The sequence below is a fragment of the Candidatus Poriferisodalis sp. genome, assembly GCF_965208895.1.
Taxonomy (GTDB): Bacteria; Actinomycetota; Acidimicrobiia; order Acidimicrobiales; family Poriferisodalaceae; genus Poriferisodalis.
This window is the reverse complement of record NZ_OZ242363.1, coordinates 1,305,901-1,327,578: the sequence shown is the minus strand read 5'-3', so window position 1 is coordinate 1,327,578 and position 21,678 is coordinate 1,305,901. Positions and strand designations below refer to the sequence as shown.

Genomic DNA, 21,678 nt, shown 5'->3' with positions numbered 1-21,678 from the left:
CCTTCAGTGCGAGTGGTGGGGCGCAGGCTCGTCCGCCGCAGCGTCTTGCTGATCGGGCGGAGGACGACGCAATGCCCTGACCACTCCGGTCACTGCCAGCGTCACCAACAGCATGATCACTGTCGCAAGCGCCATCGTGGCACCGGCGGCCGTGTCGTGGTGGTAGCTGACGAGCAACCCAACCAGCGCGGCGATCGCACCGAGCACGACTGCGGTCATCATGATGCGCGGCACTCTGCGCACCAGCAGGCTTGCCGTTGCCGCCGGGGCCACGAGGAAGGCGAACACGAGCAGGCTGCCCACAGCTTCGAATGACGACACGATGGCGATGGCCAGCAGGGCCAGCAGTGCCGCGTGGGCCAGTTTCGGCCGCATCCCCGCGAGCTGCGCCTGGGCCTCGTCGAACGTTGCGACAAATAGGGCCCGGTGCAGGAGGACGGTGCATCCCACCGAGACAGCGGCGGCGATGGCTTGGCGCCGGAGGTCGCCGCTGTCTATGCCGGTGATCGAGCCGAACAGAAAGCGGGTGAGGTCGCCGGAGTAGGCCCCTGCGCCGCTCGACATGATCACGACCGCCAGCGCCAGGAACCCCACAAACAGCACACCGATCGAGGTTTCCTCCGACAGCGGCGAGAAGTTGCGTATCAGATGGACGCCGGCCACCATCAGCAGAGCTGCGGCCAGCGCCCCGAGCGTCGTGCTGAAGCCGATGATGTACGCGAACGCGATGCCTGGCAGCACGCCGTGGGCGAAGGCGTCGCCGAGGAACGTCAGCCCTCGCAGCACTACCCACGTCCCGACCACCGAGGTCGTGAGCACTGCGAGCAGCGCCGCCCACAGCGCCCGGCGCATGAAGACGTTGTCAACAAACGGCTCGACCCACCACCCGGACGGATCGGTCAGGAATTCCACATCGCTCCTTGAAACCGCGCCTCGTGGCGCGGTGCGCACCCGCCCGGAACCGTATTCGCTCGTGGGTCACCCGGACGCTGAGATGCCGGGTGTGTGTCAATGACGGCGAGGTGTTCAGCCGTCCGATTGAAGGGCTGCGACGATGGCTGCGGTATTGCTGGTCAGCAACCCGATGTAGGTGTCACTGGGGCTGCCGGCCGGCCCGAGGCTTCCGGTATCCAGGCTGACAACCTGGACATCGCCGATCTCGGCGGCCAACTGCTCTGCGGTCTCGGTGGAGTGGGTTGTCTCGCTGAAGATCGCGGCGACGCCCTCGTGCTCGATGATCTCGGCGAGCGCTTCGAGATGAGCGATGCTGGCTTCCGCAGCCGTCGTCGCGGCCGGGATCACGGAGCCGACGACGCGGAAGCCGTAGCGGTCTGCGAAGTAGCCGAGCGCATCGTGGTTGGTGACGAGCACCCGGTGGCTGGGCTCGAGATCGGCCACGATGTCCTGTGTCTCGTGGTGTGCGTCGTCGAGCGCCTCACGGTATTTGGAGGCGCAGGCTTCGATTTCCGACTCGCTGAGACCGGTCGTCTCGGCGATCTCATGGGCGAGTTCATCGAGGGTGCCTGAGATTCGAACCGGGTCGAACCAGATGTGCGGATCGGCACCGCCGGCGTGATCGTGGCCGTGCTCGCCGTCGTCGTCGTGGTCTGACTCGTCGTGATCGTCGTTGTCGTGGCCGTCGTCGTCGTGGTCTGACTCGTCGTGATCGTCTTCGTCGTGGCCGTCGCCCGAGCCGGATTCGCCGACGACTATCGGGTCGAGATGGTCGCCGATGAAAAACACCGGTGTCCCGTCCGCCGCCACAGCATCGAGGGTGTCCTCGAGCGACTCCTCAAGACCCAGGCCATTGGCGACGACGAGACTTGCGTTCGCCATGTCTGCTCTGTCGCGCAGCGAGGGCTCGAACGTGTGCGGATCGGCTCCGGGCGGCATGAGGGACTTGACATGCACCAAGCCGTTGCACGTGACGTTCTCGACGACATCGGCCCAGATGTTCGTCGTTGCGACGATGGTGGGAGCGTCCGAATCTGCGGCCGCATCTGATGAGTCGTCGCCACCCGTACATGCAGCTGCGATCAACGCACATGCGGCGGCTGCCGCCAGGATCCGGCCGGATCGTCGGGTCGCGAGCCGACGGCGGCAACGGGGGTCGAGGGGGGGCACACTGATGGAGTCGTGTTCGGGTACGCGCACGGCGAGAACTATAGTGAGACTCATTCCCATTATCAATCCAAGGCCCACCTGAGCCGAGAAAGACAGCGCTGACGTGTTCACACTCGATGACGTCAAGGTGTCCTTCGGCAATCGACAAGCTCTCACCGTCGAGAAGATGAGACTCGATTCGGGCGCCGCGGTGGCTCTCATGGGCTCGAACGGTTCGGGCAAGACGACGCTGCTCCGAGTGCTTGCCGGATTGCTCACGCCGACGACGGGGAGTGTTCGCAAGGACTACGAGATCACCGTCGGCTACGTCAGCCAGCACCACCACCCGCACGCATTCATGCCGATGACGGTGAGCGAAGTGCTGATGATCGGGCGCTTCAGAGAGCGCGGCCTGCTGGGTCGCATGCGGAAGGCCGACCGGGACGCGATGGACGTCGCAGCCGAAAGGCTGCAGGTGGCAGACCTGCGGCGGCGGTCCTTCGGCCACCTGTCGGGCGGGCAGCGCCAACGGGTCCTCATCGCTTCTGCACTTTCCTCACAGGCCGACTGCTTGCTGCTCGATGAGCCCATCACGGGCCTCGACATCCCGAGCCAGGACATCGTGCTCGAAGTGGTCGATGCCGAGCGGATGCGCAACAAGCTGGTCGTGCTGTCGACGCACCATCTCAGCGAAGCGCGCCTATGCGAGCGGATCGTGCTGCTGAAGGGCGCTGTTCTGGCGGACGGCACGCCTGCGGAGGTGCTCAACGAAGAGAACATGGCCGCAGCGTTCGGGGCCAACGCACTCACGCGCCTGGAAGTCGGCGAGGGCGACACGACGTCATCGCTCTTGGTCCTCGAAGAGCCAGGGCACACGCACGATGCCGAATTCGGCCGCTCCAGTCACATCGCCGGAGAGTCGGTGTGGACGCTCGGGCCGAGAGCACGGCCGTGACGGGCGTGGCGGCGCGTGCGACGCCCGACGCTGGCGGCGAAGCGCACGTCAGCAGCACCCCGCGCACCTGGTCGAGGAATCTGGGCGAACTTCACGAAGCCGTCGCAGGCCGCCTGAGCGAGGCCGAGCAGCGCTACACGAGTGGCCGCCGCCGACTCGTCGAGGCGCTCGCCCGTGCGGCCAGGCCGGTCAGGCTGCCGGACATCGAGTCAATGGCCCCCGATCTCGCCCGCAGCACGGCCTATCGGAATCTGGAGGCGCTGGAACGATGCGGAGTGGTGCAACGCCTCGAGACAGGAGGCGAGCGCGCCTACTTCGAGCTGGCGGAATCGCTGCTCGGCCATCACCATCACCTGATCTGTGTGGCGTGCGGTGCGATCACCGACGTCGAACTCGACAGCGAGACTGAGGCGCGCATCGACGCCTCGCTCGCTGCAGCTGCGAGCGAGGCAGGATTCGTGCCGCTGCACCACAACCTGGACCTTTTCGGTCGCTGCGCCGACTGCGAAGCTGCTCGCTGAGGCCGGTCGCTGAGGCCGGCGGGCTGACTCGGGGCGTGCCAAGAGATTCGGAGTGCCTGTCATAGGCTGAATCGCATCGCACACCAGCATCACCACGACTTGCGGGAAGTGTCCCGTCGACGGCTCAAGGCTGCGCTTGCGCTGACCGTCGTCATTGTTGCGGCCGAGGTGGTCGGCGCCGTCTTCTCTGGAAGCCTGGCCCTGCTGGCCGACGCCGGTCACGCATTCACCGACTCAGCCGCCATCGGTCTGGCCCTGCTGGCCACGTGGGCTGCGCAACGCCCCGCCTCCATGAAGCGCACGTTCGGTCTTGAGAGAACCGAGGTGCTCGCAGCGGCCGCCAATGCCCTCATGTTGTGGGTGATTGCAGCGTGGATCGGCTGGGCCGCCATCGGACGCTTCATCGACGGTTTCGGCGGCGATCCGGTTGAGGTTGCCGGCGGTTGGGTGCTGGCGGTCGGCGGCACCGGCCTGGCGGTGAACATCGCAGCGGCGTACCTGCTGCACGGTTCCTCACCCGGCAACCTGAATGTGGAGGCGGCGTTCCGGCACGTCCTCGCCGACCTGATGGTGTCGGTGGCTGTGATGATCTCTGCCGCGGCGATCCTCATCTTCGGCTGGTGGTGGGTCGACCCTGGGTTGAGCCTGCTGATCGCAGCGCTCGTCGTGCTGAGTTCGTGGAAGTTGGTGACGTCGGTCTTCGAAGTGCTGATCGACGGTGTGCCCTCCGACGTGGATCTCGACGAGTTGTGTGCCGACATGGAAGATGTGCCCGGCGTCACGGTGATGCATGACATCCACGTGTGGGCCGTCACCTCGGGCTACGTCTCCATGAGCGCTCACGTGCTCACCGACCCCGACCACGGTGCCGACCACGGAGCCGTCCTCGCCGAGTTGCGACAGGTCGCGAAGGATCGGCATGGCATCTCGCATGTGACGCTGCAGCTCGAGACCTCAGAAGCCGACTGCACCGAGGATCATCACCTCGACCGCGCCAGCCTCCGCGAGCACGCCTAGCCGGGCGAAAGGGGAGCGAACGCTGTGTCGGCGCGTTAGGCCGAGGCGCCGGTGTTGACGACCGGGGTGGTCTGCTGTTCGCTGGTGAGCACGACCAGCAGGTTGGCCACCATGGCTGCTTTGGCCTGCTCGTCAAGTTCGACCACCGAGCGCTGCGCAAGCAGCTCCAGCGCATCCTCCACCATGCCGACGGCCCCTTCCACGATCGTGCGTCTCGCAGCAACCACTGCGGCAGCCTGCTGGCGGCGCAGCATGGCCTCGGCGATCTCGGTGGCGTACGCCAAGTGGTTGAGCCTGGTCTCGATGACTTCGACCCCGGCCCGTTCGAGGCGTTCCTGCACCTCTTCGTGGAGCGTGGCGCCGACGATGTCGGGGTCCGAACGCAGCGACACCCGGTCGCCTTCGAAGTCGTCGTAGGGGTACTGCGTTCCGAGATGGCGAATGGCGGTCTCGCTCTGGACGAAGACGAAGTCCTCGAAGTCGTCGACCTCGAACACTGCAGCGGCGGTGTCCACCACTCGCCACACGACCACCGCAGAGATCTCGATGGGGTTCCCCTCGGCGTCGTTCACCTTGGACACGCTGGTCGTGAAGTTGTGTACCCGCAGGGAGATCTTGCGCGACTCCATGCGGGTGAAGGGATTGGCCAGATGCCAGCCGGGCCGCTCGACGGTGCCCCGGTACCGGCCGAACAGAATGAGCACGAGCGCCTCGTTGGGCTGCACGAGGTATTGGCCCGGCAGAGCCCCGACGAAGAAAATCGCTCCGACAGGCAGCAGGAACACGAACGGCCACGCCACGACGGCCACGCCCACGATGCCCGCTGCCACCACCACCAGCCCTGCCAGCGCTATTAGCACGCCGAGCACGCCCGGCTTGGTGCGCGCAGAGTGGGCCGTCACGGCCTGCGAGCCAGTCGTGCTCGGAGCAGCGTCGGAATCGGTGGCATCGGTCATGGGCGCCATCCTGCCACGGCGGCCGGGGGCGGCGTCGCGGGGCCGTTCAGTCCGCCCCGCTGCGCCCCCGCACCATTCCTGCTCTATTCCTGCACTATTCGGGTTCCTTGAGGGGTACCTACAAGTGTTCGCATCAAGCCTCTGACCTGCGGTTTCGCGTCGCGTTGCAAGTGCCCGACACTATTCCTGCACTATTCCGGTTCCTTTGGGGGTACCTACAAGTGTTCGTCTCGGGCCTCTGACCTGCGGTTTTTCGTGACGAGCCGAGTCGTCATGTTCTCTTCGCGTTCTATTCGGGGGGTCTCATCGGTGAAGTGGTCGTCCTCGTTTGTCGGGCAGGCGGCCAGCGGCGGCCGGGTGGGGCCCTCCACGATCGTTCGTATCGCGGACGCCGGCTGCATGGTCATGCATGAGACGCTCACGGCCCGTGTGCGAACGCGGCTCCAGGGTCAGCAGCAGCGTTTCAGGCGCGGGCTTGCTCGTCGGTGACGACGGGGGGCTCGGTGGACCAAGGGAAGTTGATCCACAGGTCGGTGCGCTGCCACACCCAGTCGCAGGTGACGGTCGACCACGGCTTCTCGTACAGCACAGCGGTGCGCACGCTGCGCACCCGAGGCAGGCAGAAGTCGTACACCAGCTTGAGCGTGTGGCCGGTGTCGGCCACGTCGTCGGCGATGAGGATGTCGGAGTCGCGGTGGTCGACCAGGTCGGGCGTGGGCGGCAGCATGATCGGCACCTGGAGCCGCTCGTCGACGCCGGTGTAGTACTCGCAGTTCATGACGTAGATGTTCTTGACCGACAACGCGTAGCCGAGCGAGCCCGCGCAGAACAGCCCGCCCCGGGCAATGGCCAGGATCATCTGGGGCCGGTAGCCGTCATCGGCGATCATCTGCGCCAGCCCACGCACGGCCATGCCGTAGCGCCGCCAGTCCATGACTTCTCGTTCCTGCGCGTCAGTCGCCTCGCCCACGTGCCCTCCCCGGTCTTTGCGTCCCGACTCACCCCGAACTTATGCGCGCAATCGACCACCCGCACTGTTCCCGCACTATTCCGGTACCTTTAGGGGGTACCAACAAATGTTCGTATCACGTCCCTGACCTGCGGTTTTGTGTGTCGGCAGCCGCGCTCCGCCACTATTCCCGCACTATTCGGGGTGGGGGTGTAGCGAGTCCCATGACCGGCTCATGGAGCTTCGCGGCGCGCCTCATTCGAGGGAGTGGTCGGTGCTGATTGGTCAGGCTTGGTCGGGGAAGGGGTCGTCCCAGTCGGCGGGCAGGGGGATCTCGAATGCGTTGAGCGTGTGGGAGATCAGGCAGTAGTAGCCCACCGTGGTGACGAGCTCGACGAGGCCTGCTTCGCCGAAGGCTTCTGTGGCGGTGGCGTAGGTGGCGTCGCTGAGACGGTGCTCGCGGAGAAGTTCGGCGGCGACGGCGTGGGCGGTGGCCTCGTCGCCGGTGAAGCTCGGCGCGTCGCCGACGCGCAGCGCTTCGAGGTCGGCTGGGTCAAGGCCGGCTTCGAGGCCGAGGATGCGATGCGCAGCGAATTCGAACTTGGCCCCGTGGAAGGCGCCCACGGTGCAGATGGCCGCCTCCTTGACGCTCTCGGGCAGCGACGACGCGAACCGCACCGCGGCCCCCAACGCTTGGGCTTCGATGCCCACACTTGGCGCCCGCACCCATACGCCGTAGGGCCCGACGAGGCCCTGCAACTTCGGGCCCCGCCCCGAGGCCGCTCGAGGCCCGCCCCGAATGGCGTCGAGCACCGCTGCCTGCTCCGGTGTCAAGTCTTCAGGTGTGATGTCGTCCAACCGCATGATGTTCTCCCCTGAGCGTTCGCCGGTAAGTGCCCCTACTCTCGCATCGCTCGCGGCGAATTGCGGCGTTGGTGTCGCCAGCCCGTGCTTCCGTCATCTCGGGAGGCGGTGCGCGCCGAGTCAATCGCGCCGTGACTGATGTAGCTGCTTCTCGGCAGGGGATCAGCGAGGACATCCCCCGATTCATTGCGGAGATCCGCAGCTGTCTCGAGGGCCGACGGTGATGCACTCTGGCCGCGGCGAGTCATTCATGGGGTCCCTGGTGTTCGGAGGTGCTTCGCTTACGCTCGCCGCAAGGCCAGTGGGGCTTTTCCGCGGACCCACACCGCACCGCCCCACAGACTCATGAAGAATCGGGGCTATTCGCGTGATGCCCGACTCAGTGTTGGTGCATCACTGGGCGCAGGACAGAAAAAGGGACCCCGTGCGGTCCGGGGTCCCGTCGCCGCGGTATGTCGGTTGCATTCGGCTCGCGCCTACTAACCGGACCATTCGACGAAGCCCACTGTAGGCGCGGGCACGAAGAGATGCAACCGGATCGCAACCCTCAGAACAGGAGGATCTGGTTCGTGAATGTGCGCCACGCATGGGTGCGATATGCGTTTCCGTCGGCAACGGCGCTCAGCGATGAGAGTCGGCGACCGACTGCTGCCAACCGCTGATCGCCTTCGAGCACCCTGCGTCGAATGCCTGCGATGAGGTCGGCGGCTTGGATGGCTTGAGTCGTGTGGGAGCTGGCGTAGTAGACGCCGGGATGGATGTTGAGCCGGTAGGACGCGGCATAGCTCGCGACGCTTCGGCTGGCGTGTTCGTCGAGTTGATGATTGGACCAGTCCGACACCACGATTCCGGTCGCCTGCTGCGTCTTGCACTCCACGGCGAAGTGTTCGACGAGGGCCTGAAGCTGCAACGGGACGGTGGTCTTGAGCGTCATCGGATGCAGCATGTTGGCCTTGCGGATGCCTGCGGTGTACGAAGTGCATGACAGTCGCTCGAGGATGCGGGTCAGCTCGTCAATGAAGTCGCGGTTCTTGCGGCGCCTCCATGCATTCGGTGAGATCGTGTCTGTGGACTTGACTTCCCAGTCCGTCGGGTTCCCGCGATTTGGATAGAAGCGCGCCTTGGCGCCCACGATTCTCCGACTGAGATCGGGGACGTCTTCGGCGGCGATCGAGAAACCGCCGATGACCACCGCCATGGTGCCGTCGTTCGCCGCAGGCTTGCCCGAGTCGTCCAAGAACAGCAGTCGGGTCGCCATCGACGTGACACTACGAGCCCGGCGTTCGCGGTCTGCTGAGAATTTCTCGCTGCCCGGATCCGCCGCTGCGATGTGGGCTGATGGCACCTCGCTCCGGCTGCAGCGAAATTCGTGGGGTCCCCGGTGCTCGGAGGTGCTTCGCTTACGCTCGCCGCAAGGCCAGTGCTGCCACCGACCCGGGGTCATGAGTGAACGAGATCTATCTCGACTACAACGCCTCCGCGCCTTGCGATCCGCGGGTGGCGGACGCTGTCACGAAAGCCATGACCGACGGGTTCGGCAATGCGTCGTCAGCCCATCGATTCGGCCAGCGGCAGGCCGCAGCGGTCAGTGAGGCCCGTGAACAGGTGGCGGCTCTCGTGGGCGGAGCACCGGGTGGGGTCGTCTTCACCGCCGGCGCTACGGAGGCCAACAACCTCGCTCTCGGCGGATTCGCCCCGGCGAGCCACGGATCTCAGCCGGATACGACAACGATGCTGGTGGTCTCCGCGGTGGAGCATGCATCTGTCAGCCGAACGGCAGAGGCTCTCGCCGCGACCGGTCGTTGCAAGCGCCGCACTGCCGCCGTCACGCCTGGCGGGTTTGTTGACGTCGACGCGCTGGCTGACTTGCTGGCAGAGACGGGACGCCCCGTGATGGTGTCGGTCATGGCTGCCAATAGCGAGACGGGCGTCCTCAATCCCATCGAGGAGATTGCCCAGATCGTTCATCAGGCAGGGGCGCTGTTCCACTGCGATGCCACCCAGATGGTTGGTCGGCTGCCGTTCGATATGACGACGCTCGGCTGTGACTTGGTCTCGCTGAGTGGTCACAAGATCTGCGGCCCGACGGGCGTGGGCGCCCTGGTCGGGACTCGTGAAGCCCTCGCTGCTTTGCACCCGATGCTGTGGGGCGGTGGCCATGAGCGCGGCCTTCGCTCGGGCTCGCTGAATGTCGCGGGCATCGTCGGCCTGGGAGTCGCTGCGGAGCTTGCAGCCAATGAGCTGGAAACGGAAGCCGAGCGAGTCGGCGCGTTGCGAGATCGATTCGTTGATGCGCTGATCGACGCTCTGCCTGCGGTCGAACAGAACGGCGACATCGAACGTCGGCTCCCCAATACCGCCAACCTCCGCTTCGCCGGAACGGATTCGGATGCCGTGCTCGTGAACATGGACCCTGTCGCAGCATCCGCGGGGAGCGCCTGCAGCACCGGTGCGATCGAACCGTCGCCGGTACTGACGGCGATGGGGCTGTCGCGTGAAGCGGCGTTCGAGTCGGTGCGGTTCAGCGTCGGACGATTCACCACATCGAGCGAAATTGCCGCCGCCGCCGAGAAGGTTGTCACAGCCGTTCGTTACGTTCGGCTCATGACTACAGAGGCAGCGTGACGTGCAGCTGAGCGAGGCCGCGGAGCCGGTATTCGCACGCCATGAGACATTCCATCCTCGCTACGGCTGGTTCAGGAAGGCGTATGTAGCGGCTACTGCTGACCCGCGTGTCTTTGCGAGCGAGGACGCTCCGGTGCGCCTGGGCGTGGGCAAGAACATGGTTCGCGCCATTCGTTTCTGGGGGCTCGCGGCCAAGGTGGTTGTCGAAGTTCCTGATCCCGACGCTCGGTCGGGTCGCAAGCCGACCATCGTGATGCCGACTCGCTTTGGCGAAGCGCTGTTTGGTGAAGACGGCTGGGATCCGTGGATGGAGGATCCGGCATCGCTGTGGCTGCTGCACTGGCGCCTGCTGGCTCGCCCGTGCCGATTGCCAGTGTGGTGGTTGGCGCTCTGCGACTTCAATGCGGTGGAGTTCGAGGTGGAAGATCTCGGCAGGTCCGTGATGACGCAACTGCGTTCGGTGCCCGACTGGAAGGAGCCGAGCCAGTCCGCGGTCGAGAAGGACCTCAGCGCTTTCATGCGCACGTATGGCCCGACGTCTCGTACTAGCCGAGCGACTGTCGACGATGCAGCAGACTGCCCTCTGCGGGAACTTCGTCTGGTCGGCCGGTCCGAGGCGACCGGCGCCCACCGCTACAAGCTGGGTTTGAAGCCGACACTGGCATCTGCGGTTGCGGCACACGCCGTGCTGGACTGGATCGCGCGCACCGGCCTGACGGGCCAGACGATCACACTCGAACGAATCGTCGCGGAGAGCGGCTCGCCGGCGAGCGTGTTCAAGTTGAATGCCGCCGACTTGTTCACGGCTCTAACCCCGGCAGTCGAGGTCGCGGACTCGTTGGACTTCACGACACCGACAGGGGTGCCCCAGCTCTCATGGAAGGGCGACGCTGCTGTGGTTGCGGCCGAACTGCTGTCCGAGCACTACGGCGTCGTGCCCCCTGATCCAATTGCCGGGCCTCTGGGCGACGAGCCGACGGTTCGCGCAGACGAACCGAGCGACAACGACGTAACGGAAGATGTTCTGACTCGTTTGCATGTGCGGCAGGCGCGACGCGACGGGGGGCCGGGGCGGTGACCGTGCTGGCTGACGTGCTCAGCGTCCGGCGTCAGTTCGCCCGATCGGCGAACCTCGAACGCGACGCCGAGAACGCCGAACCGCTCGACGGCTACATAGTGACGGCGCGGGCGCTCGATGTGGTCGAACGCATTGCGTCTTCCGCGCTCGGGCCCGCTGGCGGTGCGTGGTCGGTCACAGGACCGTACGGCTCTGGCAAGTCGTCGCTGGGTTTGCTGCTCGATGCGGCGTTCGGACCTGCGGGTATCGCACGAGATCGCGCGCTCGACAAGATCGCAGAAGCATCGCCAACGGCCAAGAACAAGCTGAATCAGGCGCTTTCGGCGCACCGCAGCCGTTCGCGAGGCTTCTATCGAGCGCTGGTCACTGCCGATCGTGAACCAGTTGCACGAACGGTGCTGCGCGGTCTTCATCGAGCAGTGACGCGCCGCTACGGCAAGGTTCCAGGTTCAGCCGAGTTCCCGGCATCGTCCTTGCTCAAGCTTGCGCAGCGGCGAGTCAGGCGAACCGAAGACCCGGTTGACCCATCGGTGAGCGAACTCGTAGAGATTGCGCGCTGCATGGCCTCGCAAGACCCACTGCTCATCGTCATCGATGAGTTCGGAAAGAACCTCGAGGCCGCAGGCGGCAACGAGTCCAGCGACACCTATCTCCTGCAACGGCTGGCCGAGGCCGGGCAGGGCGCCGGGCTGCCGATCTTCGTGGTCACCCTGCAGCACTTGTCGTTCGAGGAATACCTCGCCGATGTCGACGATCGTCGGCGTCGCGACTGGGCGAAGGTGCAAGGCCGCTTCGTCGATATCGCGTTCACCGAATCGGCCCCTCAGACGCGAGCGCTGATAGCTCAGGCGTTCCGAGTCAGCGACGAACAGCTGCACCAGCGCATCGACAAGTGGGCCACGCACCATGCGAAGTTGCTTGCGTCGGCAGGCATCACCGATCTCAGTGACCCAGGAACGATCGCGGCGTGCTGGCCGCTTCACCCCGTCTCGACGCTTGTTCTGCCCGAGCTGTGCAACCGATTCGGCCAGCACGAGCGAACGCTGTTCTCCTTCTTGGCCGGCAGCGAGTCAGGGACAGTGGCTTCGCTCGCAGCGGACATCAAGGTCGACTGCTCCGACGACGTGCCTTCGATCGGCCCCGAAGCTGTTTACGACTACTTCATGGCCACGGGCGGCGCCGGCGTCAGCGCCGTTGGTCGCTCAAGCCGATGGACCGAGATCGCAAGCCGGCTGCGAGATGCCAACGGGATGTCGTCTGCGGAGCAACGCGTCGCCAAGACAGTGGCGCTACTGAACCTCGTCTCCGCTTCTGGCGCAGTGCGGGCCAGCGCTCCTGTCCTCGACCTCGTCGACTCTGGGTCGAAGGATGTGCTCGCCGGCCTTGAACAGCGCGGTTTGGTGACGTACCGATCATTCGCCGACGAATACCGAATCTGGCAAGGATCCGACGTCAATATCTCCGAGCTGCTCGAAGCGGCATACGACCGAGCCACTGATCGGCCGCTGCACCGAGTGCTCGGCGCCGTCTACGAGCTCGAGCCAGTAGTTGCTGCTCGACACAGCGCCCAGAACGACGTGGTGCGATTGTTCAGCCGCCGTTTCGTGAACGGCGACGAGACCGTCGTGCCGCCGGCGCCGCTCGATCCGATTGACGGTGAGCTGCTGCTGGTGGCGAATCCGGGCGACGGACTACCGAGGCTCTCTGAGGAAGCGCTTCGCAGTTCTGGCCGTGCACTGGACGATTCGGACCGGGTGCGTCGGCTGCAGTCAAAACCGGTGGTTGCGGCTCTGCCCGAAGATGTTGCAGCGCTAGATAGCGCTGCGCGCGCCGTGGCTGCGTTGAGCGACGTTCTGTCGGCTCCACAGGTGGAAACTGACTGGGTCGCCCGACGCGAAGTGGGCGAGCGGCTGGCGTCGGCGCGCGTACAGCTTGAAGCGGCGGTGACTTCAGCATTCAGCACAGACAGTTGCCGATGGGTGCTGCTCGATGACGACGCCGGGGTTGTGCTGCGACCAGGACGGGGGAGTGCGCCGCTCTCGGAAGCGGCAGATCTCGCCTACCCAGATGCGCCGCGTGTACCCAACGAGATGCTGAACCGCTCCGATCTGACTTCGCAAGGAGCCAAGGCCCGTCGGATCTTGCTGGAAGCCATGATCGAGCGCAGCGCCGAGTATCGGCTCGGCCTCAAGGGTTACGGACCCGAGGTCGCCATGTACGAGGCGGCGCTGAAACATGCCGGACTGCATCGCCCCAAGAAGGCCGGCGGTGATCTCATCTTCGGCAAGCCGCGAGTGCGCCGCGGCAGCAAGCCATCGCAAAGCAGCCGACAAATCGAGCGGTTGCGCCTCATCCCTGCATGGCAGGCGATCGAACAGGTATTTGAGTCCGCGAAGACCAAGCGCCTCAATGTCCGAGACCTGTACATGACCTTGGCATCGCCTCCGTATGGCGTGAAGGCCGGTGTCATCCCCGTGATCGTCACCGCCGCGTTGCTCGCACGTGCCGACCGCATGGCGATCTACGAGCACGGCACCTTCCAGCTCGGCCTGTCGGCTGACCTCTCGGAACGCATGGTGCGCAATCCGGAGCACTTCGAGGTCAAGCACTTTGCGAACGTCTCCGGCCCCCGCAAGGCCGCACTCGATGCGCTTGGGGCACGCTTTGGCATTGACGCCGGCATCGGCAATCGCCGGGTCGGTAATGTGCTGTCGGTGACCCGGCACTTCGCGGCTCGAACTCGCAGGCTCGAGAACTGGACTCGCTGCACGTCGCACCTGAGCGATAGGGCGCTCGCTGTACGAGACGCGCTCACCGAGGCGACTGAGCCAGACGTGCTGCTGTTTGAAGCGCTGCCCGATGCTCTCGGATACGCCCCCATTCCTGCGACTGCGACGGATGCCGCTGTCGGCACACCTGAGATGGGGGGGGGGGGGGGGTAATCGCGATGAATTCGCGAACAACCTCGCGCTCAGCCTCGACGAGCTCACCGGACGCTGCCGCGAGTTAATTCTCGAGCTATGCGCTGAACTGCTCGCAGCCGCCGGTGAGCGTGCTCGCGTTGCAGTGTCGGGTCCAGCAGTCGGACTCATAGATGAGGTGCTCGACCCGCAGATGCGCAGCTTTGTGCTGGCGCTCTCCAACGACGTCTACGAGGACGACCACGATTGGATGGCGTCAGTCGCCACCGTGCTCGCAGGCAAGGCACCGACCGAGTGGAACGATCGAGACTTGGCGGCTGTTCGCGCGCGACTGCCGCAGAGGCTTGCGGCGTTCAACCGGCTGAGGGCGCTGCATGCCGAGCGGCGAGCAGCCGACGGTCTGCCATTCGAGGCATTGCGCATTTCTGTGACCGATCCCTCAGGCGCCGAAGAGGCGCGCCTCGTTGGCGTCGCACACGATGAGCGATCCGCCGTTGAACCCGCAGTCGACGACCTGCTTGCCAGAATCACCGAAGCAGTCGGTTCACCGCAACGAGCCCACAACGCAGCACTGGCGATTCTCGCAGAGCGCCTGCTGGCCCCGGCTGGCGCCGCGCGGACCGATGCCGACCCGCCGTCGGCCAAGATCGCAGAGGGCGTGCTGTGACCGCGCCGGTTCGCCACATCTGCGGTATTTCCGGTGGCAAGGATTCGAGCGCACTGGCGCTCTATCTGCGCGAGCGGGTGCCGGAGATGGAGTACTTCTTTTGCGACACGGGCGCCGAGCTTCCCGAGACCTACGAATTCTTGACACGCCTCGAAGTCATCCTGGGCAAGCCGATCATCCGTCTGAACTCAGAGCGGGGGTTCGACCACTGGTTCGAGGTATTCCGCGGGGCGCTGCCGTCACCGCAGATGCGCTGGTGCACCAAGGTGATGAAGATCAAGCCGATCGAAGCGTGGATCGGCGATGAGCCCGCAATCTCCTACGTAGCCATCCGAGCAGACGAAGCGAACCGCAAGGGCTACATCTCAACGAAGCCGAACATTGAGAGCCGTTTCCCATTCGTCGACGACGGTATCGATCACGACGGCGTCATGCAGATCCTCGACGATGCCGGCATCGGCCTGCCCGCCTACTACGAATGGCGGACGCGCTCAGGTTGCTACTTCTGCTTCTACCAGCGAAAGGCCGAGTGGATCGGCCTCGCCGACCGCCATCCCGAACTCTTCGAGAGAGCCATCGCCATTGAACAGAAAATGTTGCTCGACGCTGGCGTCGACGGCAATGCCGACTTCGGCGATCGAGCCATGGCAGGCCGCCAATACACATGGAGCGGAGGCGAAACGCTCGTCCAGCTCCGCTCCCGCCGTACCGAGATCCTCGATCGCCACGCAGCCGCTCTAGCCCGCGCCAAGACTGCCCGACGCAATATCCCGCTGATCGAAGTCCTCGCAGACGCATTCGACGAAGAAGACTCAGACGAGCAATGCACGGTGTGCGCGCTGTGAGCAGTGGTCGGTCCCGGTACAGCAACGGTGACGCAGTTGGGAGGCGGGTAGAGCCGGCCAGCTCAACGCCACTGTCGGCACTTCGTCAGGACAACGACTCGGAAATTGCCGACATCATTCGCGATGCAACCAGCGCAGTAAGGCAGCTCATCGCCGAAGCCAATGACGTCGATGTAATCGTGCTCAAGAACCGCATCGCCGCTGCAGAGCCGGCAACCTTGGCCGAAATCGGCCGTTGGGTTCGTCGGACCGGAGAACGGGTCCGCGGCATCGAATCGAAACTGCGGTCACGGATCGACGAAGCGCTCGGGCCATTTCTTGGCCAAGTTATTTCGCCTCTGACGGACTGGTTGGGCGATTTCGCGGATGATGAACGCCTCCGAGGCGCCATCGCTGCGCTCACGGGAGGGGCTGACGACCTCGCGGGCCGCATCATCTCGCGACGACTCATGGTGGAACTCGGCTACCAAGATAATGGCGGAATCTGGACGAGTCGCAGAGCCGTTGCCGCAGCACGTCAACTTGCGGCGCTGGCGAGAGAGTTCAGCGATGATTTCGGATGCGTTGCCGAGGAACGACTGCGCCGCTCGGAGTTGGGCCAACGCTGGAGTGACGACTGGGCAGAGATGCTGTCGGTCGCCGGACTGACGAGGGTGTGTGGCGTGCTGGTCCTCGCGTCGACTCGCCGGGCACAGGTCGCGGCCGCACTGATGTCGATTGGCCGACCGGCGACGAAGGCGGAGATCGAGGATCGGCTGCGACCGGAGATCGAAGGGCCAATGTTTCGGGTGGATGCCGTGCTCGCGGGGATGGGGGGTGTAGTTCGGGCTTCCAAGACCACCTGGGGCTTCGACGATTGGGTTGACGACGTATACGAGGGGATCCCAGCCGAGATTCGCCAACGCATCAACGAGGACGGCGGTTCCACCAGGCTAAGCCGTTTGCTCGACGAGATCCCGCGGTTGTTCGGAGTCAAAGAGGCCAGCGTTCGGGCTTACGTGGAGACACCGGCCTTCGTCGTCGAGCATGAATGGGTCCGGGAGGCCACACACGCCCCCACTGTGCAGGGCGTCATCGATGACATCGCCGACGCTGTCACGGCCGCGGGCGAACCCGTGTGGACGTTCGCGGTAGAGGACAGATTCCTACACGGCTACAGCCTCACGAACGTTCCGCCTGAGGTATCGGTCGCGCTCGGCGCAGGCTTCGGACGGAAGGCGTCGGCTGCGGTCAAGTCGCCAGCGGGATGCCCTGCCGTGTCGGTGATTTGGCGCAAGACATCGATTCACGGACCCGAGATTGGCCGAATCGCGGCGGCGCTGAGGGGTCTGGGAGCGAGGGCAGGGACGAGCGTCGGGCTCGTGGTACACGGCTCAGCTGAAGTTTCCTTCCTCGGCCCGGAGCAATTCAAGCATCGAACTCGAGCAGCTCAAATCTCGGTTGCCGCGGGAGACGTTGAATTCACAGCGTCAGGTCAACGTTTCAGCGGAGTTCGAACAGCACGGCGGTTGCAGGCGCATGTTGCCGCGCCTGCGAAGCGGGATTCAACCCACCTCGAGGTGGCACCTGCCCCGAATCAATCAGTTGGGGCACACGCGATGGCTCGGCCTCATGAGCGTTCGCTACCTCCGCATAACGACGGAAGCCGGTGAGGGCATGCCTCTCGATGGTTGGTCCCTCGAACCGGCTGATTGGCGCCAATTGGCCGAGGTGCTTCGGGGCGCACAATGGAGGCGCAAGCCACTCAACAGCCTGTATCGGGACAGCATCCCGACTCGCCCGGGGGTCTACTTGCTGCTGACAGAACGAGAGCGTCTCGCGAGGAACTATCAGATTCCCGCAGACTTGGTCAATGCCATCTACGCGGGTCGTTCCGACAACCTGCGGCGCCGCTTTCTGCAGCATGCGAATCCGGAGTCACCGAACCCCCTGATCGTCCGTTGCCATACGATATTCGGCTATTTGAACTTCGCATTCACAGTGGTACCAGATGCTCACTCTGATGATTCTGCGACGTGGCTTCGTGATGCCGAGTCGGAGTTAGTTCGGGTGCTGTCGCCGCCCGCGAATCGCAGCATGCCGCGAGGGCGGCCCCTCATCGCTCGACTTGGCGAGCCTCAACGTGTGTGAGTGCTATTGGGTTCAGCCTCATGGCGAAGCCACAATCAGACCTAAACTAATCTAGGAGTAGGTGAAGTGACTCAGATATATCCGGCTATTCGGGCAAAGATGGGAAGCTGGGAATACTACATGGTGCGGATGTCCATGCGCGAGCTTGCCGAGAACGTCAAGTTCGCCGAAGAAATCCACGGACCCACCGAACTTTCGGCGGCAATCCAACGTCAACTCAAGCGTTCACGTTCCCATGGTGAGATCGCAAGCTATCTCGCAAAGCACAAGGACAGGTTCTTCAACTCGCTTGTCGTCGCCGCGTTTGACGGTGAACCTCAGTGGTATCCGGTCAGCATCGAAGATATTCCGGAGTTCCGGATCTTGCGTGGCGATCGGCGTTTGACAGAGGCGTTCGGGGTGCTGACGTTCGATGGCGGACAACAGTACTATGCCCTTGATGGTCAGCACCGGCTCGCAGCAATCCGTTCGCTTGTGGACGGCGAGAGTGATTGGTCGGCGCCACAGGGATTCCGTGACGAAGAGGCCTCGGTTGTCATTGTGACTCCTCGATACCACGAAGATCTTCAAGAGTTTATGGTCCGTTACCGTCGGCTCTTTGGACATCTCAATCGCTATGCGAAGAATATGTCCGAGTTTGAGAACATTGTAATGGACGAGGATGACTCATTGGCGATCATCACACGTCGCCTTGTAACAGAACATCCGTTCTTTCGCGCTGGAAGTGACCAGTTCACCTCTGATCGAATCAAAATGGAACCTGGAAAGAACGTACGACCAGGATCGAGCCACTGGACGAGTCTGGAGATGCTGTATCGACTCAATATTGAATGGTTGTATACACCGGATCGCCGTAATCTTGGCTGGGGCGCACACGGCGATAAATTCGGCGACTACAAGCGTTTTCGGCCAGACGACGACGAGATCGAAGCACTTGGTGCAGAATTGACGATTTGTTGGGATGGCTTGATAACCGCTTTGCCGGTCTTGTCTGAAGACCCGGCGCGCATGCGCGATCACGGGGCCGACCTTGAGGGCGACACGCGTGACAACGTTCTGTTTTGGCCGATCGTTCAGCTGCTCGTAGTGGGATTGGCGCGGGACATGCTGAACGAGGCGATTGCACGACAGCAGACATCAGGTGTGGCTGCGGAACTAGATGCCGTGGCGGCTGAGGATGCGCTCCGGCCGCTCGACCGGATCAATTGGGAGGCTCACTCAGCGCCGTGGAGGCACCTGCTCCTAGTTCGCGCCGAAGACGGGGCTTGGCGCATTACCAACGAAGACCGCAAGGCTCGCCTGCGGGTAGCCGAGCGGATCCTGCGATGGCAACTTGGGCTGGACCAGCATGCCGAAGACGACATTTCCGGCAGCACCGGGCTGCGCGCCGCGTGGGAGATGATGCTTCCGCTTGACGCCGGCGAGGAGGTCGAGTCGCTGTGGACAGAGATCGAGGCCGGGCTCCTCGTGTAGGAACGCCCGTGCCAGTCACTACCGAACGATGCTGTGAGCAGCCTGTTCCTGCAGGGATATGAGCGCGCTACGTCATGTTCCGGCCATGAAGCGCGCCTATGTGCGCCCGTGGCCAGATTCGGATGTCGTGCTCGCGCAACTAGAGCATCGGGGCGAATGGGGATTCCTCAATATTTGCTACGAGCAGCACACCGAGATTGCTGTTCCATCGGGCGATCGGCGACTCGTAGCGGCCGTTCTTGAGCTCATTGCGAATGACGCTGCAGTTGCCCGAAAGGTTCGCGGTTTGCGCGAGGGAACCTTGGAATGGACATTCAATTGCGCTCCGGGGCATGAGCGTGACTACGACCGCGCATTGCGGCGCGTAGTGCCATTGTTGTTACCGCGCAGAGTTCAAGACTCCCTGTATCCGTTCCAACGAAGCGGTACCGGTTTTCTTCTGCAACGCAACCGCGCCGTGCTTGCCGACGATATGGGCCTTGGCAAGACGGTACAGGTGATCGCCGCCATCCGGAGGCTGTACCGCGCTCGAAGATTGAGAACGTGTCTCGTGGCGGCGCCGCGAACACTGATCGCAAATTGGGATGCTGAGTTTCACCGATGGGCGCCCGAACTGACGGTCCTTGGGCTTGACCGGCTCGGCGGCGGTTTCGCGGACAGTGACTGGCACCGTGCCGCAGCCCGAGCACACGCAGTGCTCGCCAGCTACGAAGACGTACGCGATCTCTGGCGACACTTGGCGCGTCAACCTCCCAGTTTGATCGTGGCCGACGAAGCGCACCGACTACGCAAATCGGACTCTCAGTTGAGTCAGGCCATGCGCCGACTCGTCACTCCCCGCCTGTGGATGCTGACCGGCACGCCCGTTGAGCGGGACGCAGCTGACCTGGCCTGCCTGTTGTCGCTGTTGGAGCCTCGTCTGTATTCGATCGACGATGACCGGCTCGGACTAGAAACGATGCGTGCTCGCGCTCGTCCCTACTTGCTGCGACGCACGAAGGAATCTGTGCTTCCCGAGCTGCCGACTGCTGTCGAGCACACAGTCGAGTGCGAGATGCTCCCGGCGCAGCGCGCTGCTTACAACGAGGCGATTCGGAGCCTGTCGTCGAGCGGCCCGGGCGACTTCCTGGCATTGTTCGGCCGACTGAGAACCATCTGTGATTGGGAGCCGGTATCCGGCGACAGCGCGAAGCTGGATCGTGCGAGCGGTCTGGTGCAGGCCGCAGCTGCTCGCGGGCGCAAGACCGTGGTGTTCTCCTTCACCATCGATCCGCTGCGGCAGCTCAGCGAGCGACTGCGGCGTTCTGGAATCGGTTGCCAACTCCTGATTGGTGAGCAATCGCTGGCGGTGCGTGAACGCGCGATCGCGAAGTTCAAGAGCGATCCTGAGTGTTTCGCGCTCGCTGCCTCGATGCGCGTCGGTAGCGAAGGACTGACGCTGACCGAGGCGACTCAGGTCGTTTTCATCAACCGGTGGTGGAACCCGTCGGCCAATGCGCAAGCTGTTGATCGTGTCGTACGGATCGGGCAAACGCAGCCAGTGGACGTCCACTACCTCACTTGTGCCAACACCGTGGAGGATCGGCTTCAGCCGATGCTGGATCGCAAGTCGCTAACGTTCGACGAGCTGATCGACAGGCTGCGCCACGACCGGCAGTTGGTTGCCGATTTGCTTCACTGACGCGGCTGCGTTGGCTTGCTGCGGGACTCGTCATTTTCGTCGGGACGTCGCCTCCCAGAGCCCAGTGTGTCCTTGGGCACCCGGGCACACTCGATCTGGGTGACCGACTGGGGTACCTCAGGACCACTGCTTTGCGCGTGGTTCTGCTTCGCCGAGGTGCGCTGTGAGGCGGGTGAAGTCGTCGAGATCAGAGGTGATGATGGTGTCGTCCAGACGCATCGCGCATGCGACCAGGTGAGCGTCGACCACGTCGGACGCCCCCGAGCGGCGCAGCAGCGTTCCGACCAGCGAGACCTGCGCTGCGGTGAACGGGCGTACGTCCAGCCCAGCCACGAGCCGAGACAAGCGGGCTTGGCGCGAACCGTCCCGCCACACCTGAGCGACCGCCGGGGCTGTCGTGCGCAGCGTCTCGCCCGCATGACGTGCGGCCTCGATGAAACCCTTGGCAGCAGGCTCGTCTCGATCAATGGCGACGAGAATGCCGGCGTCGAATATCACCTTCGGCTGAAGTGGCGCTCACGCATCGCAGCCACGTCATCCGGATCGGGTGGTCCCGACTCAGCTGACCACTCTTCCATGAATGCGTCCAGGGCGCGGCGGCGACGGTGATCCTCGGCCAGCATCGCGATGGCCTGCTTGATCGCTGCCGACCTGCCGCCGAACTCGGGCGCAATCTCGTCGAGCAGCGTCCGATCAGCGACGTCGAGGCGCACTGTGGCTGTCGCAGCCGTCGTTTCGTCGGCACCCTCGGTCTCCATGTCTTCAACGATAGCCGCCATGATCGCTCCTGTTCCTGTCACTCTGCATGATGATTTGAAACTAGATGAAACATCACGATATATAAAGTTGTCGATTCTGCGCCGGGAGTCGACCTGCGGCGGCGCAGTCGTAGC

At 64.1% G+C, this 21,678-nt stretch carries 20 protein-coding genes; 11 read left to right on the top strand and 9 right to left on the bottom strand.

Features of this window, described 5'->3' with window-relative positions:
• Window positions 1-3: 3 nt before the first annotated feature.
• Together ACOGJB_RS05980 and ACOGJB_RS05975 are read right to left on the bottom strand one after the other, a co-directional pair.
• Complete coding sequence (locus tag ACOGJB_RS05980; protein WP_419839898.1) at window positions 4-912, bottom strand: metal ABC transporter permease; 909 nt, start codon at window positions 910-912, stop codon at window positions 4-6.
• Window positions 913-1,026: 114 nt separating this feature from the next.
• Entirely contained in the window at window positions 1,027-2,154 is a 1,128-nt protein-coding gene (locus tag ACOGJB_RS05975; RefSeq protein WP_419839897.1) for a metal ABC transporter solute-binding protein, Zn/Mn family, read from the bottom strand.
• A 73-nt stretch (window positions 2,155-2,227) separates the two neighbouring features.
• Between ACOGJB_RS05975 and ACOGJB_RS05970 the strand changes: the two genes are divergently transcribed.
• The 3 genes from ACOGJB_RS05970 to ACOGJB_RS05960 all read left to right on the top strand — a co-directional run bounded on the left by ACOGJB_RS05970 (window position 2,228) and on the right by ACOGJB_RS05960 (window position 4,596).
• Complete coding sequence (locus ACOGJB_RS05970; RefSeq protein ID WP_419839896.1) at window positions 2,228-3,058, top strand: metal ABC transporter ATP-binding protein; 831 nt, start codon at window positions 2,228-2,230, stop codon at window positions 3,056-3,058.
• Window positions 3,028-3,579, top strand: coding sequence for a Fur family transcriptional regulator (locus tag ACOGJB_RS05965; protein WP_419839895.1), 552 nt, complete (start codon window positions 3,028-3,030; stop codon window positions 3,577-3,579). Before ACOGJB_RS05970 ends, ACOGJB_RS05965 begins: the two co-directional genes overlap by 31 nt.
• 108 nt (window positions 3,580-3,687) lie before the next feature.
• On the top strand, window positions 3,688-4,596 hold the full coding sequence (locus ACOGJB_RS05960) for a cation diffusion facilitator family transporter (protein WP_419840690.1): 909 nt from the start codon (window positions 3,688-3,690) through the stop codon (window positions 4,594-4,596).
• Between the two features lie 35 nt (window positions 4,597-4,631).
• On the opposite strand, the gene ACOGJB_RS05955 is transcribed toward ACOGJB_RS05960, so the two are convergent.
• From ACOGJB_RS05955 to ACOGJB_RS05935, 5 genes are all read right to left on the bottom strand, one after another.
• On the bottom strand, window positions 4,632-5,561 hold the full coding sequence (locus tag ACOGJB_RS05955; RefSeq protein WP_419839894.1) for an SPFH domain-containing protein: 930 nt from the start codon (window positions 5,559-5,561) through the stop codon (window positions 4,632-4,634).
• A 206-nt stretch (window positions 5,562-5,767) separates the two neighbouring features.
• Window positions 5,768-5,959, bottom strand: a complete 192-nt coding sequence (locus ACOGJB_RS05950; RefSeq protein ID WP_419839893.1) for a hypothetical protein — start codon at window positions 5,957-5,959, stop codon at window positions 5,768-5,770.
• Between the two features lie 56 nt (window positions 5,960-6,015).
• A complete protein-coding gene (locus ACOGJB_RS05945; RefSeq protein ID WP_419840689.1) occupies window positions 6,016-6,486 on the bottom strand; it encodes a phosphoribosyltransferase in 471 nt (156 codons plus the stop codon).
• A 300-nt stretch (window positions 6,487-6,786) separates the two neighbouring features.
• A complete protein-coding gene (locus ACOGJB_RS05940) occupies window positions 6,787-7,365 on the bottom strand; it encodes a carboxymuconolactone decarboxylase family protein (protein ID WP_419839892.1) in 579 nt (192 codons plus the stop codon).
• Between the two features lie 547 nt (window positions 7,366-7,912).
• Complete coding sequence (locus ACOGJB_RS05935; RefSeq protein WP_419839891.1) at window positions 7,913-8,623, bottom strand: DUF3800 domain-containing protein; 711 nt, start codon at window positions 8,621-8,623, stop codon at window positions 7,913-7,915.
• A 188-nt stretch (window positions 8,624-8,811) separates the two neighbouring features.
• Here ACOGJB_RS05935 and ACOGJB_RS05930 point away from each other — a divergent pair, with 188 nt between their 5' ends.
• From ACOGJB_RS05930 to ACOGJB_RS05895, 8 genes are all read left to right on the top strand, one after another.
• A complete protein-coding gene (locus tag ACOGJB_RS05930) occupies window positions 8,812-9,990 on the top strand; it encodes a cysteine desulfurase family protein (RefSeq protein WP_419839890.1) in 1,179 nt (392 codons plus the stop codon).
• 1 nt (window position 9,991) lies between these two features.
• The gene (locus tag ACOGJB_RS05925; RefSeq protein WP_419839889.1) at window positions 9,992-11,068 is read left to right on the top strand and encodes a DUF4007 family protein; all 1,077 of its coding nucleotides are present in this window, start codon (window positions 9,992-9,994) and stop codon (window positions 11,066-11,068) included.
• On the top strand, window positions 11,065-14,010 hold the full coding sequence (locus ACOGJB_RS05920; protein ID WP_419839888.1) for a hypothetical protein: 2,946 nt from the start codon (window positions 11,065-11,067) through the stop codon (window positions 14,008-14,010). Before ACOGJB_RS05925 ends, ACOGJB_RS05920 begins: the two co-directional genes overlap by 4 nt.
• Entirely contained in the window at window positions 13,967-14,656 is a 690-nt protein-coding gene (locus ACOGJB_RS05915) for a hypothetical protein (protein ID WP_419839887.1), read from the top strand. The genes ACOGJB_RS05920 and ACOGJB_RS05915 overlap by 44 nt, the downstream gene beginning before the upstream one ends.
• Window positions 14,653-15,501 (top strand): phosphoadenosine phosphosulfate reductase family protein, encoded by an 849-nt coding sequence (locus ACOGJB_RS05910; protein WP_419839886.1) that lies wholly within the window; start codon window positions 14,653-14,655, stop codon window positions 15,499-15,501. The genes ACOGJB_RS05915 and ACOGJB_RS05910 overlap by 4 nt, the downstream gene beginning before the upstream one ends.
• The gene (locus ACOGJB_RS05905; protein ID WP_419839885.1) at window positions 15,498-17,153 is read left to right on the top strand and encodes a hypothetical protein; all 1,656 of its coding nucleotides are present in this window, start codon (window positions 15,498-15,500) and stop codon (window positions 17,151-17,153) included. Before ACOGJB_RS05910 ends, ACOGJB_RS05905 begins: the two co-directional genes overlap by 4 nt.
• 544 nt (window positions 17,154-17,697) lie before the next feature.
• The gene (locus tag ACOGJB_RS05900; protein WP_419839884.1) at window positions 17,698-19,104 is read left to right on the top strand and encodes a DGQHR domain-containing protein; all 1,407 of its coding nucleotides are present in this window, start codon (window positions 17,698-17,700) and stop codon (window positions 19,102-19,104) included.
• A gap of 58 nt (window positions 19,105-19,162) precedes the next feature.
• Complete coding sequence (locus ACOGJB_RS05895) at window positions 19,163-20,785, top strand: DEAD/DEAH box helicase (RefSeq protein WP_419839883.1); 1,623 nt, start codon at window positions 19,163-19,165, stop codon at window positions 20,783-20,785.
• Between the two features lie 117 nt (window positions 20,786-20,902).
• Here the strand turns inward: ACOGJB_RS05895 and ACOGJB_RS05890 are convergent, their stop codons facing one another.
• Both ACOGJB_RS05890 and ACOGJB_RS05885 read right to left on the bottom strand, forming a co-directional pair.
• Window positions 20,903-21,283, bottom strand: a complete 381-nt coding sequence (locus ACOGJB_RS05890; RefSeq protein ID WP_419839882.1) for a PIN domain-containing protein — start codon at window positions 21,281-21,283, stop codon at window positions 20,903-20,905.
• The gene (locus ACOGJB_RS05885; protein WP_419839881.1) at window positions 21,280-21,564 is read right to left on the bottom strand and encodes a hypothetical protein; all 285 of its coding nucleotides are present in this window, start codon (window positions 21,562-21,564) and stop codon (window positions 21,280-21,282) included. Before ACOGJB_RS05885 ends, ACOGJB_RS05890 begins: the two co-directional genes overlap by 4 nt.
• Between the last annotated feature and the right edge of the window lie 114 nt (window positions 21,565-21,678).